Raw genomic sequence first — 15,887 nt, 5'->3', positions numbered from 1 at the left:
GGTACTGCGGTCACACGTGGGAGAGTAGGTAGCTGCCAACCTTATTAAGCACAGGGTCATCTTCACAAGAGATGACCCTCTTTGCTGTTTATACCATTCCCTAAATAAGTTTTTAAAAACAAGCCCATGTTTTTATTTTGCAAGGATATACTTACTCAAAGGCTTTTCTTTTGCCTTTAAGTGCTATCTTATTTATCTTTGCTGATCACCCTATTTTCAATACTTTACATATTACTGTCTTACTAATTCAATTTTAACCAAAAACTTATGGCACTATTTGGCAGCAAAGAGGAGCAAAGAACCGCAGAAGATGCGAGCAGTTCTAATAATATTATCGGAAAAGGAACTGTGATTGAGGGTAATATTATTACGAATGGAAATATTAGAATTGAAGGCCGTTTAATTGGCAATTTGGTTTCTAAAGCCAAAATAGTTTTGGGGCAATCTGCTGAAATAGAGGGTAATATCACTGCTCAAAATGCAGAAATTGCGGGAACAGTAAAAGGAAAAACAGATATAGCCGAGCTTTTGACGTTAAAAACTACTTCAGTTATCAATGGAGATATTAATACGGCTAAATTGGTGGTAGAAGCAGGAGCTGTATTTAATGGCCTTTGTAAAATGGGCAACACGGTGAGCCAACAACAAACTACAAAATAGGCTTTTGTGGAAGACGATAAATCAAAAAACTTTCGTAAATCCGCAAACTTATATGCAAAGTATTCGGGTTTGGCATTTCAGATGGTGGCAACTATTGGACTTTTTACCTATGCGGGTATTTGGCTTGATGGTTACTGGAAGCTGAAAGTCCCTTATATGACTATTTCGTTAAGTTTGCTTGCCGTTACGATTTCGCTCGTGGCTGTGATTAGAGATTTAGGAAAAGACAATTCTTAATTTATACACATGCATCAATTAACTAATACCGTTTTGATGGTTAGGCCTGTGGATTTTGCTTTCAATGAGCAAACTGCAACTGACAACGAATTTCAACATAATCCCGAACAACAAAATGTAAACGAACTGGCTCTCAATGAGTTTGAAAAAGCCGTTCAGTTACTCACGCAGGCAGGTGTAAAAGTGTTGGTTTTGGGAAAAAACATAGAACCTCACGCGGCTAAAACGCCAGATGCTGTTTTTCCGAACAATTGGATTTCCACAGAATCCACTGGTGCGGTAGTTATTTATCCAATGTACGCGCCAAATCGCCGAGCGGAGGCCTTGCGTTGGCCTGATGTGGAAAATTTGTTTGCTAAAAATAACTTGTCGGTGAATGGCTTGTTGTATTTGGGCGGAACAAATACCAGCCGCCCGATTTTGGAAGGAACGGGCAGTATGGTGATTGACAGAATTAATAAAGTAGTTTATGCTTCGCGCTCCATCCGAACGGAAGAAGTACAGGTCAATAATTTTGTAAAAATGTTGGGCTATGAAAAAGCAGTTGTTTTTGATGCGATTAGCTCGACGGGCAAAGAATTTTACCATACAAATGTAGTGATGAGTATTGGCGATAAATTTGCTGTGATTTGTGCGGAGGCTATTCCCGAAAAAGAACGCGCCAGCGTACTAACGGAGCTTGCCAAACACCGCGAAGTAATTGATATTTCATTGGAGCAAACCGAAAAAAGTTTTTGTGGAAATATTATTCAGTTGGCTACCAACAACGGTGGTAGCGTGGTTGTAATGTCCGAAAGTGCTTTGAATGGTTTTAGTGCCGAACAAAAACAACAAATGGAAAAATATGGTAAATTGTTGGCGTTGCCGATTCCGACCATCGAATACGTGGGCGGTGGAAGTGCACGCTGCATGATTGCCGAAGTATTTTTACCTCAAAAATAAATTGCTGATAATCTGCTACTAACGATTTCTACAAACACAACAACACGTATATGTTATATTTCAAAAAATTTGAACTAAATGCAACTGCACCTTGGGTGGTGTTTGTGCATGGCGCAGGCGGAAACTCGTCTATTTGGTTTAAGCAACTGAAAGATTACAAACAGAATTTTAATGTAATGCTGCTGGATTTGCGCGGACACGGAAAGTCCAAACAAATTTTGAACAATTACAGCAATTATTCTTTTAAGGATATTGCCAAAGAAATTTTGGATACGTTGGACTCGGCGCAAATTCAAAAAGCGCATTTTGTGGGCATTTCGTTAGGTACGATTATTATCCGAACCATTGGCGAACTTGCTCCGCATCGCATCGAATCTATGGTGTTGGGCGGAGCAATTACGCGTCTGAATTTCCGTGCACGATTTTTGTCGGGAGCTGGTAATTTATTCAAAAATATAGTGCCGTATATGTGGTTATATAGCCTTTTTGCATGGATTATTATGCCCAAAAAACGACATAAAAGTTCGCGAACTTTGTTTATAAACGAAGCGAAAAAACTTTGTCAAAAAGAGTTTTTGCGCTGGTACAGACTCACTTACGAAGTAAATCCGCTGTTGCGTTATTTCAAAGAAAAGGAATTGCCGATTCCGACGCTTTATCTGATGGGCGAAGAAGATTATATGTTTTTGCCGCCTGTAAAAATGATTGTGGACAAGCACAAACATTCGGAATTGTATGTGGTGAGCAATAGCGGACACGTTTGTAACGTGGATCAGCCCGAACAATTCAATCAGATTTCTATTAATTTTATCAAGCGTTTATCCTCAGAAAAAGCGGCTTAGTCTTCGAGGGCGTTGGACATAAATGTATTTTTGGTGGCCAACCAAAGCAAGAAAAAGACAATTGCCCAAGTCAGGTAAATGTGATAAAAGTCGCGCGTATCTTTGAAACGCGTTTCTTTGATTTCTGCTTTTTCGTAAGTGTTGATTTTGTTAAAAATCTCGTCTAAAGCCTTGTTGTTGGAAGCTCTAAAAAACTGACCTTCTCCGATAGATGCAATTTTGCGCAAAGTCGTTTCGTCCAATGTATTTTCTTCGTAAACCGTATTGCCGAAAGCATCTGTCCCGACAGGAACGGCACCTTCTTTGCCCACCGCAATACTATAAATTTTGATGCCGTAGGCTTTTGCGAGTTCTGCGGCGGTGATTGGGTCAATATTTCCTGCTGTGTTTTCGCCGTCGCTGATGAGAATCATTACTTTAGAACGCGCTTTGGATTCCCGCATGCGGTTAGTTGCAACGCCCAACGCGCTGCCGATGGCCGTACCTGGTTTGCTGATAAGTCCAAAATCTATTTCACTTAAATACGTGTCAAGTAGTTTATAATCAGTAGTTAATGGGGAAAGAGAGAACGCATCACCCGCAAAAACTACAATACCAATGCGGTCTTGAAAACGCCCAGCGATAAACTTTCGGGCAACTTCTTTAGAGGCTTCCAAGCGGTTGGGCTTAAAGTCTTCGATGCGCATAGACTCCGACAAATCCAGTACCAACATAATGTCTATGCCTTCCGTGTATTGCTCTATTTGTTCGTTGGTGCGCTGCGGACGTGCCAGCGCAAACAGAATAAGCATAAGGCTCAAGGCCTGAATAATATCGGGTACAAAGCGCAACAAGCTGCCCCAGCTCCTTTTTACCTCGCCTTCAAAAAATGCAATTTCTATTTTTTGCCTAAAACGAAAAAATAGTAGCCAACGCAAGAAAAACAGCAGTGGAACGGCAGGAATGCCATAAAGCAAAATCGGAAATTCGTAGTCGAAAGAAAGTAGCGTTGCGGGGGCAAACCAAATTCCCGAAAACCATTCCCAAATATTATTTGCTTCGCTAAACATCTAATGCCTTGTCTGTTAATATGTTAGTTGGAATAAATATGTATTTTCTTGATACACTCAGACAAATTTAGAAAAGTTTGGGAGAAAGACTATCGCCTCGCTCCCAAAAATCTTTGTTTAGATACTTTCCGTTAGCACATGAAATTCGATGCGGAACGGGTCTATCGTTTCCAATAATTGCTTGATAAACAATGGATTATTGGCATAATAATTCAAAAAATTCTCGCTGCGCTCCTGCAAACCACCATTTGGGAAAAGTTTTTGTTTGAGGCTAATAATCTGGTTAATAGCCGTTTCGTGTTTCTTTTCTTCGGCTTTCCGAACACGTTTTTCTATTCCTTCCACTATTTTTTCGGTGCGTGCGGCTTCTGCTTTTACAAAATCTTGAAGTGTTTTGTCGGCTTGCGCTGCTTGAGTACCCAATTGTTCAAAAAGTTGCTGAATTTGTTTTTGGATAATTTCCGCCGAAAATTCCGCACCCACTTCCGCCAAATATTGCTGTTTGAGGCTGGCCTCATCGCGCCAAATGTCGTCTTGCGAAAGCTCTAATTTGCTGATTTTCTTTGCGTTGGCGGCTGTGATGAACAGCACAAAATTACGCGGCAAAAGTATCGGATAAGGCAAATGCAGCGCATCAAAAACGGGTTTGAGTTGTAGCCAATACGCCACTTCAGCCGCTCCGCCTGTGTACGAAAGATTTGGCAATATAAGTTCTTGATAAACAGGGCGTAGTGAAACATTTGGACTCAATTTTTCGGGCGAATTTTCTATTAACTCGGCCATTTGTGCCGTCGTCCAAACCAAATCCGTGTTCAAGGTGCGATACGTCTCGCCATCTTTTACGATGCGTTCACGGACATTTTTATCCAAATAAAAGAAGTTGATTTCGCGAATATGAATTTGTGGTTTGTGGCCGTTGGCTTCCAAAAGCGTTTGCGCCGTAGCGGTTTGCTTTTGGGTCAGTTGCTCAAAAATATCTTGTTGCATGACAGGCCGCAAGGCTTTTTTGAATGCGGCATGGTCTGCATCTAACATTACAAGCCCTTGATTACCAAATAATTCGTTTATAAAAATACACGTAGCTTCCGAAAGGCTGCGATGTTCGCGATAAGCCTTTTCAAATAGTTCGAAACGTTCGGGAAGTGTGTCGAGCAAATCGCCAAGTCCTTCGGTGCTGAAACGGCCTACTGCACCAGTTTGTGCGGTTGTCCACTCGTATTTTTTTCCAAACAAATTAAAATGATTGATTTCTGCCGCGTCGTGGTCTTCGGTGGCTGCCCAATACACAGGCACAAAATTGTATTGCGGAAATTGCTCCGACAGTTTTTGCGAGACATTGATAACAGTCACGATTTTATATATAAAATACAGTGGCCCCGTAAAAATATTAAGCTGATGCCCTGTCGTGATGGTAAACGTGTTGGGTTGCAAAAGTGCTTCGATATTATTGGAAACTTCAGGGCTAACCGTTATATTGGCATACTGTTCCCGTAATACTTGTGTGAGTGTGTTACGCGAATCGCTGGAAAAACCTTGTTTGAGCGCGATTTGTTTTTCAAAATTGAAAACAGACGGATAATGCCCATGCAAAGGAGCTAACCATTCTTTTTGCGCCAAAAAATCCAAGAAAAGTTGCCCAAACTGTTGCGTTTGGGGCAGTGGCACGTGTTGTACCGTGTATTGAGACGTTGCAATCATAAACCTAACAGATAGACAGACAAACCAATAGCTTTGTCATTTTCATAAAAACAAAAACAAGGCTATTTAGTTCGTTAGCTATTTATCCTTAAAAATAATCATTTTAACACACAAAAATGCTGCTTTGTATTTAATTCGACCCTTCATCTTTTTTATATTAATTAATATTGTGATTAAATAAGTTAATCATCAAAAAAATTATGAAAAAAATAGTATATCTATTGTCTGTCTTGTGCGCATGGACACTAAACGCACAAGCACAAATTACGATTCAGGCTGCCGATGTGGCTAATGCGGGCGATCAAGTGATTTATAAAACAGCACTTAATTATGCGGGTGGTTTTGGAACGGCTGGCGCGAATCAAATTTGGATTTTTTCGGACTTGGAAGGTGTCGGCAATGATACTGTCAATTATTTGAATCCATCGCAAACGCCACAAGGCAATATTTTTGCGGGGGCTAATTTGGCGATGTTCCAAGATGGCCAATATCTTTACATGGAAAAAGCAAGCAATGGTTTGTTCCTGCAAGGTTTTGTAATGGGTGCGGGTTTGGATTCTGTTCAAACGGACTCCTCATTATTTCCCATAGATTTCTCTTCTTTAAAATTTACGGTTTCTCCAAAGTTGGAGCTGCTGCCTTTGCCTGCTAATTATAATCACGTATCGGCCTCGTCGGGTGCTGGCGAAGTAAAGTTTGCGTATGATACTACTATCGTGATTAGTGGTTCAAGTGTTACGGTGGACTCTATAAAACTTGTGCTGACCGTTGATGTAATAGACAGCATCAATGGTTATGGGCAACTGATTTTGCCCAATGATACGGTGCAGGCTTTGCGCCAATTGTTGGTACAAGATTATACAATTAGTGTAGAAGTTCATACGTTTGTACAGTTGCCGATTGGTCCCCCAATTCCGCTTTGGATTCCGCTACCTTTAGGTATTCCTGCCATACGCACCAACACTTGCCAGTATTGGGCTGTAGGCAAAAAAGCACCAATTTTGGAATTTACACTTGATAGCGCAGGCACGAATATTCTGACTACACGATTCCAGTCGCATGAATCTTTGGTAAGCGTAAAATCATCAAATAATTATTTGGCAAAAGTGTATCCGAGTCCAGCGCAAAAAACGGTATTTGTGGAGGCAGAATTTTTGCAAAAAGTACGTTTATTTTCAGCAGTAGGTCAGCTTTTGCAAGAAAAAGAAGCAGCGCAAACGGAGGGAAAAGTAAGTGTTTCGGTCGAAAAATTTGAGTCGGGTATTTATTTCTGTCAAGCTGTTGGTCGTGATGGCCGAAGCACTATTTTAAGGCTCGTAAAAGAATAATTTATTACCAAAAAATAAAAAAACCAACCAGTTTATTGGCTTACATGAAGCATTTAAACTGGTTGGTTTTTGTGTGTAAAAAAATTCAGATACTTATTATAAAAAAGCCCCGTTACATGGCAACGGGGATTTTTATTGTCTAATTGGTTGCAATCAAAAACACTATTAAATCAGAAACGTAATTCTATTTTCTTTCCGAATTATAAATACTCGGAAGTAAATGCTTTAAATTCATGTTTCAAGGCACTGTAAAGAGAATGTTGTGTCTCTACACGGTCGCGGAAATTGGCGTGGTCTGTGAAACGGGCGTGCGATGCTGCGATTTCATTTTCCTGCGCGAATTTTTCCAATTCTTGCTCGTGTACCTTGATGTCGTGTAGAAATGTGTCCAAAACTTCATTGTGAAGAATGAATTGATTTTGGAAATGTTCCACTTTCATTTTTATATCAGTTGCTGTATTTTTTTGCGAAATTTCAGCTAACCAATTTTTGAATATTTTTATTTCTTCTTTTTGAAAAGTCAATTCATTTGACCACAATTTATGTTCGTGGTGAAGGTCTGAAATATGCACGGTTTTAGTAGCCATAATTTCTATTTTTGGTTTATAAGATGTGTTGTTATTCCCTTGAATTAACATTACAAAGGTGCAGCATTGCTTTGGGGTCTTAAATGATTCAGAAAAGTATCAAATATGATTTATATCAATCTGGAGAATGTGTTTACATCATTGAGTATCAGCAAAATCCAATGGGTTGTATTTAATATTTTTTGTATATGAAATAAAAAAGACCTGCAAGTTACTTTACAGGTTTTTTCGTTTCGTTTATTTAGTGTTATTGTGTTTGTATAATAAGTTATTGTGCTGATTCTTGTGACTGCAAAATCTTTTTGTCGATGTAAAAAGTACCAAAAGGAACAATGCAAGCCAATAGTACTTTCCATGTGGTTTGGCTAAAAACCCAACGTTTTTCGGTGGCTACGCTAATGGTATTGAGTACAAATAACACAAACAAAAGCCCATGAATTTGCCCTAAAATCTGCACCAAAAGCGGATAATTCCATAAATGTTTGAGCGGAACAGCCACAAATACAAGCAATAGCAACGACGAGCCTTCTAATTTTCCTAAAAGCCTGAGTCGCCCCAAGTTACTGGACAACAATGTTTTCATTTTGATTTCGTAAAATAATTAGCGGAACAACGGACGCGCCGACAGCGGCGAAAATGGCGAAAATGGCCAAGGCACAGCCAGCAAAATGATGCACAAACCCAGCAGAAACCATACAAAAATTGTTTTAAACTTCTGTGTGTCTGTGGTTTGTCGCTTGGCTTTGGCCGAACCTATCGTAATGATAACAATGGCTACCAGCATTAATCCCAAATGAATAACAGGGAAAAACAGACTTTCGAGGCTAAGCGGCGAGCTGCTTTCGCGCCAAAAATATTTGACAATGGGACTATGTCCGTAAAGCGTAAATCCCAACAGCAACTGAATGTGCGCAATGGTGGCCGTCCAGTGCCGAAGGCGGTTGTGGCTTGGCAAAAATGCTTTGTTTTGGGTGTAACCGATATACGCCTGCCCAATTGCCCAAAGCAAAGAACCCAAAACCAACCACCTAAAAGCCGAATGAAGTTGTAAAACGATTGGATACATTTTTTTTGATAATCAATGAATTATGCGTCATTGGGTTGCAACTACCAGACAGCACAAAGTTGCGTGTCTGTACCGTTTGGTGATAGGATATTAAAATCCAGTTTTAGGACGTTTCAATCATTTAGGCCATTGGTTTATTCACAAAAAAATTCCAAGCATTAACCTAACACTTGGAATTTTGGAGAAATTAAATGGTTGTTCTAAAATGTTGGATTAATTTATTTCCATTCGCCATGCGTCGGGTAAGCTCTTTCGTACTGTTTTGGCCAATGGCTCACAGACGAATCTTCTCCAGACAAAACATAAGCGGCGTACAAAGGAAAATTCGGATTTCGGAGGCTTTCGCGGGCAATCAAAATCAAGTCGGCACTTTCGTTCTGAAGAATTTCTTCGGCTTGTTGCGGCGTAGAAATCAGCCCGACGGCACTCGTAGCAATGCCTGCGCTCTTGCGAATTTCGGCAGCAAACCCGACCTGATAGTTTGGTTTGGCTGGAATGTTGGTTAGCACATTTCCGCCCGACGAAGTATCTATCAGATGAACGCCCAATTTCTTTAACTCAATGGCCAAACGCACCGAATCTTGTACGTTCCAGCCGTTTTCTACCCAATCTGTCGCCGAAATGCGCACAATCAAGGCCCTTTCTTTTCCCCAAACCTCCTGTACGGCTTGCACCACTTCCAAGGTGAGGCGTATGCGATTTTCAAAACTGCCGCCGTATTCGTCGGTTCGGTGGTTGCTGAGCGGCGAATAAAATTGGTGCAACAAATAGCCGTGTGCGGCGTGTATTTCTATCGCGTCGTAGCCAGCTTGCAAGGTGCGTTGCACGGCGGCTTTAAAATCGTCTTTTACTTGCTGGATTCCTTCGGCAGTTAGGGCTATCGGCGCGGCTTCTTCTTCTCTAAAACCAACGGCACTTGGCGCGACTGTCTGCCAGCCGTTGGCGTGGTCTGGACTGATTTTGTGGCCGCCGTCCCAAGGGCGTTGGCAACTGGCTTTGCGGCCTGCGTGTGCCAACTGAACCCCGATTTTCGCGCCTTGCTGATGTACAAAATCTACAATTCGCTTGAGTGGCGCGATTTGCTCATCATTCCACAAACCCAAATCCGCGTAAGTAATGCGTGCTTCGGGCGAAACTGCCGTTGCTTCTTGGATAATAAATCCCGCTCCGCCAGTGGCGCGGCTTCCCAAATGTGCCAAATGCCAGTCGTTGGCCAGTCCGTTTTGGGCAGAATATTGGCACATAGGCGAAATAACAATTCTATTTTTGAGGTCAAGATTCCCCAAACGGTAGGGGCTTAAAAGTTTTATTTCTTTGGCAGACATTTTTTATTGGTTTAAATAGTGACTATTTTATTTTGATTGCGCAATAAGGTATAGCTGATTTTTGGGTGAAAGAAAAGTTTGGGCATTGTTAGACATGCCCAGCACCACAAACAAGCCATTTTGGGATGTTTTTGTTCCAAACGTGGTGCTTACTCAAATGCCATCTATTTTTTTACGAAACTGCAAAGGCGTACAACCTTCGTATTTGCGGAAAAGTCGGCTAAAATACGACGCATCTAATACTCCGATTTCGGCGGCTACGTCATTGACCGACAAACGGGTTTGGTGTAGCAGCATTTTGGCTTCCAACAACAAGGTTTCGTCTATCCATTTGGTTGGCGATTTGCCCGTAACACTTTTAATTACTTTGTTCAGGTGATTGGGCGTAACATTGAGAGCCGCCGCGTACTCGCTCACGCGGTGCATCGTCCTGATATTGCTGGTCAACAGTTCTTTAAAACGATTCGTTAGGCCGACGGCCATATTTTGAACTGAGGCGTTGAGGGATTTGTACGCCGACTGTATCTCATAGAGCAAAGCCACAAAATAGGCTTGCGTTAAGGGCTTGGTGCCCAGTCCGTGTGTGGTGTATTCGGCCAATATTCTTTCAAATAATTGTTGGGTGTACGTGGCCACAGGTTGTCCCAATTTGACGGACGGATTGCCCCAAATATTCAGAAATTCAAACTCTTGGCGCAGGTCTGCCGCCGAAAATTTATTGAGCAAAAACAAGTCTTCAAAATAGCACAAAAAGCCTTTGTTAATGTCTGGATTGCTAAACGAATAGACTTGTCCTGCGGCCACTATCATACATTCGTTTTCGTGAATCGTAAAGGTTTGGCTGCCGATATTCATAATCGCCTCGCCTTCCGTGATGTAAATCAGGATGTGCGAAGTGGAGCGCATCGGCGGAATTGGCAATTTCATTAACTGAAACATTTCTTCTACTTTCACCACAAAGAACGTTCTAAAATCAGCCTTTAGCATACTTTCGTCCGTAGTTTCGGGCCGCATGAATTTTTCTTTAAAAGAAACAACATTGTGTGTATTGATTTTCATGTAGAAGTTGTTTGGTGTTATCAAAAAGTATTGTATCCGTTTGAAATACTGTTTGTTAAACGCAAATCGCCGCCTTACAATTTTCTTGCAAGGCGGCGGCTTGTGTTTTGAGTTTTATTTATTCGCTGATTACTTCGGCTTTGTAGCCTACTTTTTCCAACAAGGTTTTTACTTCGTCGGCACTCACTTCACCTTCTACGGTGAGGCGTTTGTCGGGGCTGTTCGTGTCCACGCTCCATTTGCTAATGGCGGCGGTTTGGTCTAAAGCTGGCGTTACGGTAGCCACGCAGCCACCACAACGAATATTGGTTTTGAATTGTAGGGTTTTCATCTGATTATCAAGGATTAAAACTTTTTATTTTTGAGTAATAAACTATTCGTAACAACACTTACGCTGCTCATGGCCATCGCCGCACCTGCCCACATGGGGTCAAGCAAAAAGCCATTGAGCGGGTACAAAATCCCTGCCGCGACAGGAATGGCCAACAAATTATACACAAACGCCCAAAATAAATTTTGGCGGATAGTGGCTACGGTTTGTTTGGAAAGCGCAACGGCGGCGGGAACTTTGAGCAAATCGCCCGACACAATCGTAATCGCCGACACGTCCAACGCTACATCACTGCCTTTGCCCATTGCGACGCTTACGTCTGCTTGCGCCAATGCGCCACTGTCGTTGAGGCCGTCGCCGACCATGGCCACTACTTTGCCTTGCGCCTGCAAGTTTTTAACAAAAGCCGCTTTCTGGGTAGGCAATACATTGGCCTGAAAATGCCGAATACCGACTTCATTGGCAACGGCTGCTGCTGTTTGGTCGTTGTCGCCTGTGAGCATATACACACTTATATCCAAGTTGCGCAGGGCTTCGATGGCTTCCGCCGACGTGGATTTGATAGCGTCCGCAATGGCTACGCAACCCACCAATTGCCCATTTTTAGCTACCGAAATTACGGTGTTGGCTTGTGCCAAACGGCTACTAACCCAGTCTTGTGCTTTGGGCATCACGGACACGCCCGCCGATTCGAGCAGCCCCAAATTTCCCACCAAATAACTATCGCTGTTCCAACGCGCCTTTATGCCTTGTCCGATGAGCGTTTCCACTTCCTGTATTTCTTTGTATTCGCATTGCCCTTCCAACCAATGCACGACGGCTTGCGCAATTGGGTGTTGAGAGCTTTTCTCAATGCTATATAAAATATTTTTTGCTTCAATAATTTGAGCATCAAACCATTGCGCTGCCACTACTTCGGGTTTGCCTTCGGTAATAGTGCCTGTTTTGTCTAATACAATGGCGTTTACTTTTTGGGCAACCTCCAAACTTTGGGCATCTTTAATCAGGATTCCGCGCGTAGCACCTGCCCCGATTCCTGCCATGATGGCCGTTGGCGTAGCCAGCCCCAACGCACACGGACACGCAATGATAAGCACCGTAACGAAAGCCAACAGCGCGTGTGTAAAGGCATTTTCTCCCCCGAATACCAACCAAACAACAAAGCTCAACGCCGCCAAACTCATCACCACAGGCACAAAAATCCCTGCGATTTTATCTACTAATTGTTGTACGGGGGCTTTGCTGCCTTGTGCTTGCTGTACTGTTTTGATTATCTGCGAAAGGAGCGTGTCCGCACCTACTTTTTGCGCCTGATACTGAAAACTGCCTTGTTGGTTTATCGTGCCAGCCAACACATTGTCGCCTTCTTGTTTGGTTACGGGAATAGGCTCGCCGCTAATCATGCTTTCATCCACAAACGAACTGCCCGCCGTAACGATGCCGTCCACCGCGATTTTTTCCCCAGCTTTAGCCAACAGTATATCCCCGACGCGCACGGCACTAATGGCCACTTCTTGCGGTTGTCCGTCTGCCGAAATCAACGTTACGGACTTGGGTTGTAGCCCAATAAGTTTTTTGATGGCCGAAGCCGTATTGTTTTTGGCGGTTTCTTCCAACCATTTCCCCAACAAAATAAAGGCAATAATCACCGCCGACGCTTCAAAATAAACTTGTGGGTGCAGCCCTCGACTATGCCAAAATTCAGGGAAAAGCACATTAAAAACGCTGTAAGTATAAGCTACGCTCGTACTCAAGGCCACGAGTGTATCCATGTTGGCGGTGCGGTGTTTGGCTTGTTTGTATGCGCCCGCAAAAAATGTTTGTCCAAAATAAAAAAGCATCGGCGTAGCCAAAGCCCACGAAACGTAATGCGCCCAAGTCTGGTGCATGAGGTTCGGAGTCATGCCAATCACGATGAGCGGCACAGCCAAAAGCATCGCGCCGATGGTCTTAAAACGCAATGTTTCGTATTTCTGGCGTTTGTGTTGGGCTAAAAGTTCGTCGGCTTGCGGGCTGTTTTCTACCTGCAAATCGTAGCCAAAAGACTGTACTGCGGCCTTGAGGTCGTAGGCATCGGCCACACTGGGCACATATTCCACCGCCGCCGAAGCATTGGCGTAATTCACTGCCGCCGAAAGCACGCCGACTTGTGTTTTCAGCACACTTTCCACGCTCACGGCACAAGCCGCGCACGACATATCCATTACAGGGAAAATTTCTTTGCGCGAAGCGATTTTATAACCCAACTCCTGAAGATTTTTGATGATTCGAGGGAAAACGTCCAACGGCTTCGCGCTTTCAAAAAATACACGACTGTTGTTAAATTCCACACCCGAAGCACTTACGCCGTCGGTTGAGGAAAGCGTTTTTTGCAACCGCGCGACATCTTGGGCATCTTCCAAATTTTCTAAACTTATATAAATAAAGCCTGTGTTTTGCATGGCGATTGTTAGATAAAATAAATGTTAGGTAAATAAATATGGCCGAGCTTTCATCCACTGAATCTCTTGCAACTCTTTCACGACCTCTTGCAACTCTTTCACGACCTCTTGCAACTCTTTCACGACCTCTTGCAACTCTTTCACGACCTCTTGCAATTCTTTCACGACCTCTTACAACTCTTTCACGACCTCTTGCATCTCTTTCACGGCCTCTTGCATCTCTTTCACGACCTCTTACAACTCTTTCACGACCTCTTACAACTCTTTCAGAACCTCTTGCATCTCTTTCACGACCATTTGCATCTCTTTCACAACCTCTTGCATCTCTTTCACAACCTCTTGCAACTCTTTCACGACCTCTTGCAACTCTTTCACGGCCTCTTACAACTCTTTCACGGCCTCTTACAACTCTTTCACGGCCTCTTACAACTCTTTCACGGCCTCTTACAACTCTTTCACGGCCTCTTACAACTCTTTCACGGCCTCTTACAACTCTTTCACGGCCTCTTACAACTCTTTCACGGCCTCTTACAACTCTTTCACGGCCTCACTAATTTTCTTTTGCACAAAATTAGCAGGCAAACCCAGCGGCGGCGTTACGAAATCTTGGAAAGGATTTATGTTTTCATGGAAAAGCGGTTACACTTGGTCTAAGGACTTGCGCAAACCAATGCCCTGTTGCCGAAATTCGGACGGCGTAAGTCCTGTTACTTTCTTGAATTGTGCCGACAAATGCGCCACACTGCTATAACCAAGTTTGAAAGCTATTTCGCTTAAATTCAGTTGGTTGTACACGAGCAACTCTTTTACTTTTTCTATTTTTTGTCGGATAACATATTGCTCAATGGTCAGGCCTTCGGTTTCGGAAAAGAGCTTGCTGAGTTGCGAATATTCTTTGCCCAAGGCCTGCGACACGGTATCGGCAATCGCAAATTTTTGGTCTTCTTTCTGGTGAATATGCTCAATGACAAGGGCTTTTATTTGTTCGATTTGTTGGCTTTTGGCATCGTCGAGCAGCTCAAAACCTTGCGTTTGTAGCTGGTTTTTAAGCATCAATTTTTCTTCTTCGGCCAGTGGCTTGGCCAAAACAACTTCGCCTAATCGCACATTAAGCGGTGTTATTTGCAATGCCCCAAAGGTTTGTTCTACTGCCGTGATGCAGCGCGGACACACCATATTTTTAATATAGATTTTCATAGGCAGTAAGATTTGATTCTTTGCTTTATCAATGCAAAATTTTAAAAATCAGTTCTTTCATAATTTCGCCTTCGGTGGCGTTGCCGCTATCAATGCCTTTGGAACGAATATCGGCTTCGCGCAGAAAACCAATGATTTGGATGGTTTTGCCAAACGGAAAAGTACGAGTAGCCGCCAAATAATCTTTCACAAAAAACGGGTTTACTTTTAGCAGTGCGGCCAATGCTTTTTCTGTTTTGTCGGTGGCGGCGTGTACCAGCAAAACTTTGGTAAAAAATCCGAACAGAGCGGCCACGTTCAGCACCAACGGATTGCTTTTTGGATCAGCTTCAAAGTATTGGATAATTTTGTTTGCCTTCAAAACATTGCGTTCTACTAAAGCCTTTTGCAATTCAAACACATTGTAATCTTTGCTAATGCCCACGTATTGTTGCACGAGTTCGGGCGTAATTTCGGTTTGCTTGCCCTGTAAATTGATGCTGAGTTTGTCTATTTCGTTGGCCAATCGACTCAAATCTGCCCCGATATTTTCGGCCAAGAGTTGCAGTGTGGACGGCTTGGCGGTGAGTCCTTTTTCCCGAAAATAACCACTAATCCAGTCGGGCAATTTGTAATCTCGAACTTTGGGCGAGTCCACCAACACGGCCATTTTATCCAAAATCTTAGCCAAAGGCTTGCGCCCGTCAATGGTTTTGTGCTTGTGTGCAAACACCAATACGGTGGACGGCAACGGCGTTTGTATATAATTCCCCAGTAATTTTTGGCCTTCTTCTTTGTTCAAATCGGCCAGTTCTTGCGCTTCTTTTACGATTACCACTTGCCTTTGTGCCATCATCGGAAAGCGGCGGGCGTTGTTGAGCACTACGCCCATGTCCACATCTTTTCCGTACATAATTACCTGATTAAAAGAACGTTCAGATTCTGGAAGTGCATTTTTTTCTATCAAATCGCAAATCAAATCTATGTAATAAGGTTCTTCGCCTTGCAGAAAATACACGGGTGCAAACTTCTGTTCTTTGAGGTCTTTGATAACGGATTCGGGACTTACGGGCATAATGTTTTGTTTATGCTAAATTCGGGGTAAATGTTAGGACTACACGCACAAGAATAATAATTTTGCGCCGT

Annotated in this window: 17 protein-coding genes and 1 pseudogene; 5 read left to right on the top strand and 13 right to left on the bottom strand. The window is 42.8% G+C overall.

Going from position 1 to position 15,887, the window contains the following annotated elements; all coding sequences use genetic code 11:
• The first annotated feature begins 267 nt into the window (after positions 1-267).
• From BM090_RS17240 to BM090_RS17225, 4 genes are read left to right on the top strand one after another with little or no spacing between them, the layout of a single operon-like run.
• A complete protein-coding gene (locus BM090_RS17240) occupies positions 268-660 on the top strand; it encodes a bactofilin family protein (protein WP_091516620.1) in 393 nt (130 codons plus the stop codon).
• A gap of 6 nt (positions 661-666) precedes the next feature.
• Positions 667-897 (top strand): AtpZ/AtpI family protein, encoded by a 231-nt coding sequence (locus BM090_RS17235; protein WP_245756754.1) that lies wholly within the window; start codon positions 667-669, stop codon positions 895-897.
• Between the two features lie 9 nt (positions 898-906).
• The gene (gene ctlX, locus BM090_RS17230) at positions 907-1,839 is read left to right on the top strand and encodes a citrulline utilization hydrolase CtlX (RefSeq protein WP_091516612.1); all 933 of its coding nucleotides are present in this window, start codon (positions 907-909) and stop codon (positions 1,837-1,839) included.
• Positions 1,840-1,889: 50 nt separating this feature from the next.
• Positions 1,890-2,681, top strand: coding sequence for an alpha/beta fold hydrolase (locus BM090_RS17225; protein WP_091516608.1), 792 nt, complete (start codon positions 1,890-1,892; stop codon positions 2,679-2,681).
• Here the strand turns inward: BM090_RS17225 and BM090_RS17220 are convergent.
• Positions 2,678-3,730: a vWA domain-containing protein gene (locus BM090_RS17220; protein ID WP_091516605.1), complete on the bottom strand. Its 1,053-nt coding sequence runs from the start codon at positions 3,728-3,730 to the stop codon at positions 2,678-2,680. The two genes, BM090_RS17225 and BM090_RS17220, sit on opposite strands and share 4 nt — an antisense overlap.
• A gap of 117 nt (positions 3,731-3,847) precedes the next feature.
• Positions 3,848-5,428, bottom strand: a complete 1,581-nt coding sequence (gene bshC, locus BM090_RS17215) for a bacillithiol biosynthesis cysteine-adding enzyme BshC (RefSeq protein ID WP_091516603.1) — start codon at positions 5,426-5,428, stop codon at positions 3,848-3,850.
• A gap of 200 nt (positions 5,429-5,628) precedes the next feature.
• Here bshC and BM090_RS17210 point away from each other — a divergent pair, with 200 nt between their 5' ends.
• Positions 5,629-6,756 (top strand): T9SS type A sorting domain-containing protein, encoded by a 1,128-nt coding sequence (locus BM090_RS17210; protein WP_091516601.1) that lies wholly within the window; start codon positions 5,629-5,631, stop codon positions 6,754-6,756.
• 200 nt (positions 6,757-6,956) lie between these two features.
• Here BM090_RS17210 and BM090_RS17205 read toward each other — a convergent pair whose 3' ends face one another.
• The 11 genes and pseudogenes from BM090_RS17205 to holA all read right to left on the bottom strand — a co-directional run bounded on the left by BM090_RS17205 (position 6,957) and on the right by holA (position 15,816).
• A complete protein-coding gene (locus BM090_RS17205; protein ID WP_143084028.1) occupies positions 6,957-7,343 on the bottom strand; it encodes a hypothetical protein in 387 nt (128 codons plus the stop codon).
• Between the two features lie 268 nt (positions 7,344-7,611).
• Positions 7,612-7,926 carry a DUF3817 domain-containing protein gene (locus BM090_RS17200; protein WP_091516594.1) on the bottom strand — a complete coding sequence of 105 codons (315 nt, stop codon included), beginning with the start codon at positions 7,924-7,926 and terminating at the stop codon, positions 7,612-7,614.
• Between the two features lie 18 nt (positions 7,927-7,944).
• Positions 7,945-8,409 (bottom strand): hypothetical protein, encoded by a 465-nt coding sequence (locus tag BM090_RS17195; protein ID WP_091516591.1) that lies wholly within the window; start codon positions 8,407-8,409, stop codon positions 7,945-7,947.
• A 218-nt stretch (positions 8,410-8,627) separates the two neighbouring features.
• The gene (locus BM090_RS17190) at positions 8,628-9,734 is read right to left on the bottom strand and encodes an NADH:flavin oxidoreductase/NADH oxidase (RefSeq protein WP_091516589.1); all 1,107 of its coding nucleotides are present in this window, start codon (positions 9,732-9,734) and stop codon (positions 8,628-8,630) included.
• A 153-nt stretch (positions 9,735-9,887) separates the two neighbouring features.
• A complete protein-coding gene (locus BM090_RS17185; protein ID WP_091516586.1) occupies positions 9,888-10,793 on the bottom strand; it encodes a helix-turn-helix domain-containing protein in 906 nt (301 codons plus the stop codon).
• 118 nt (positions 10,794-10,911) lie between these two features.
• Positions 10,912-11,124 carry a heavy-metal-associated domain-containing protein gene (locus BM090_RS17180; RefSeq protein ID WP_091516583.1) on the bottom strand — a complete coding sequence of 71 codons (213 nt, stop codon included), beginning with the start codon at positions 11,122-11,124 and terminating at the stop codon, positions 10,912-10,914.
• 14 nt (positions 11,125-11,138) lie between these two features.
• On the bottom strand, positions 11,139-13,565 hold the full coding sequence (locus tag BM090_RS17175) for a heavy metal translocating P-type ATPase (RefSeq protein WP_245756753.1): 2,427 nt from the start codon (positions 13,563-13,565) through the stop codon (positions 11,139-11,141).
• A 24-nt stretch (positions 13,566-13,589) separates the two neighbouring features.
• Positions 13,590-13,730, bottom strand: coding sequence for a hypothetical protein (locus BM090_RS18540; protein ID WP_177199999.1), 141 nt, complete (start codon positions 13,728-13,730; stop codon positions 13,590-13,592).
• 250 nt (positions 13,731-13,980) lie between these two features.
• Positions 13,981-14,040: pseudogene (locus BM090_RS18950) on the bottom strand (hypothetical protein); the annotation flags it as partial.
• A gap of 164 nt (positions 14,041-14,204) precedes the next feature.
• Complete coding sequence (locus BM090_RS17170) at positions 14,205-14,762, bottom strand: helix-turn-helix domain-containing protein (protein WP_177199998.1); 558 nt, start codon at positions 14,760-14,762, stop codon at positions 14,205-14,207.
• Positions 14,763-14,790: 28 nt separating this feature from the next.
• Positions 14,791-15,816: a DNA polymerase III subunit delta gene (holA, locus tag BM090_RS17165; RefSeq protein ID WP_091516574.1), complete on the bottom strand. Its 1,026-nt coding sequence runs from the start codon at positions 15,814-15,816 to the stop codon at positions 14,791-14,793.
• Between the last annotated feature and the right edge of the window lie 71 nt (positions 15,817-15,887).

The organism is Flexibacter flexilis DSM 6793 (genome assembly GCF_900112255.1).
GTDB lineage: Bacteria > Bacteroidota > Bacteroidia > Cytophagales > Flexibacteraceae > Flexibacter > Flexibacter flexilis.
The sequence above is the reverse complement of the archived record's forward strand: the minus strand, read 5'-3'. Positions and strand labels throughout refer to the sequence as shown.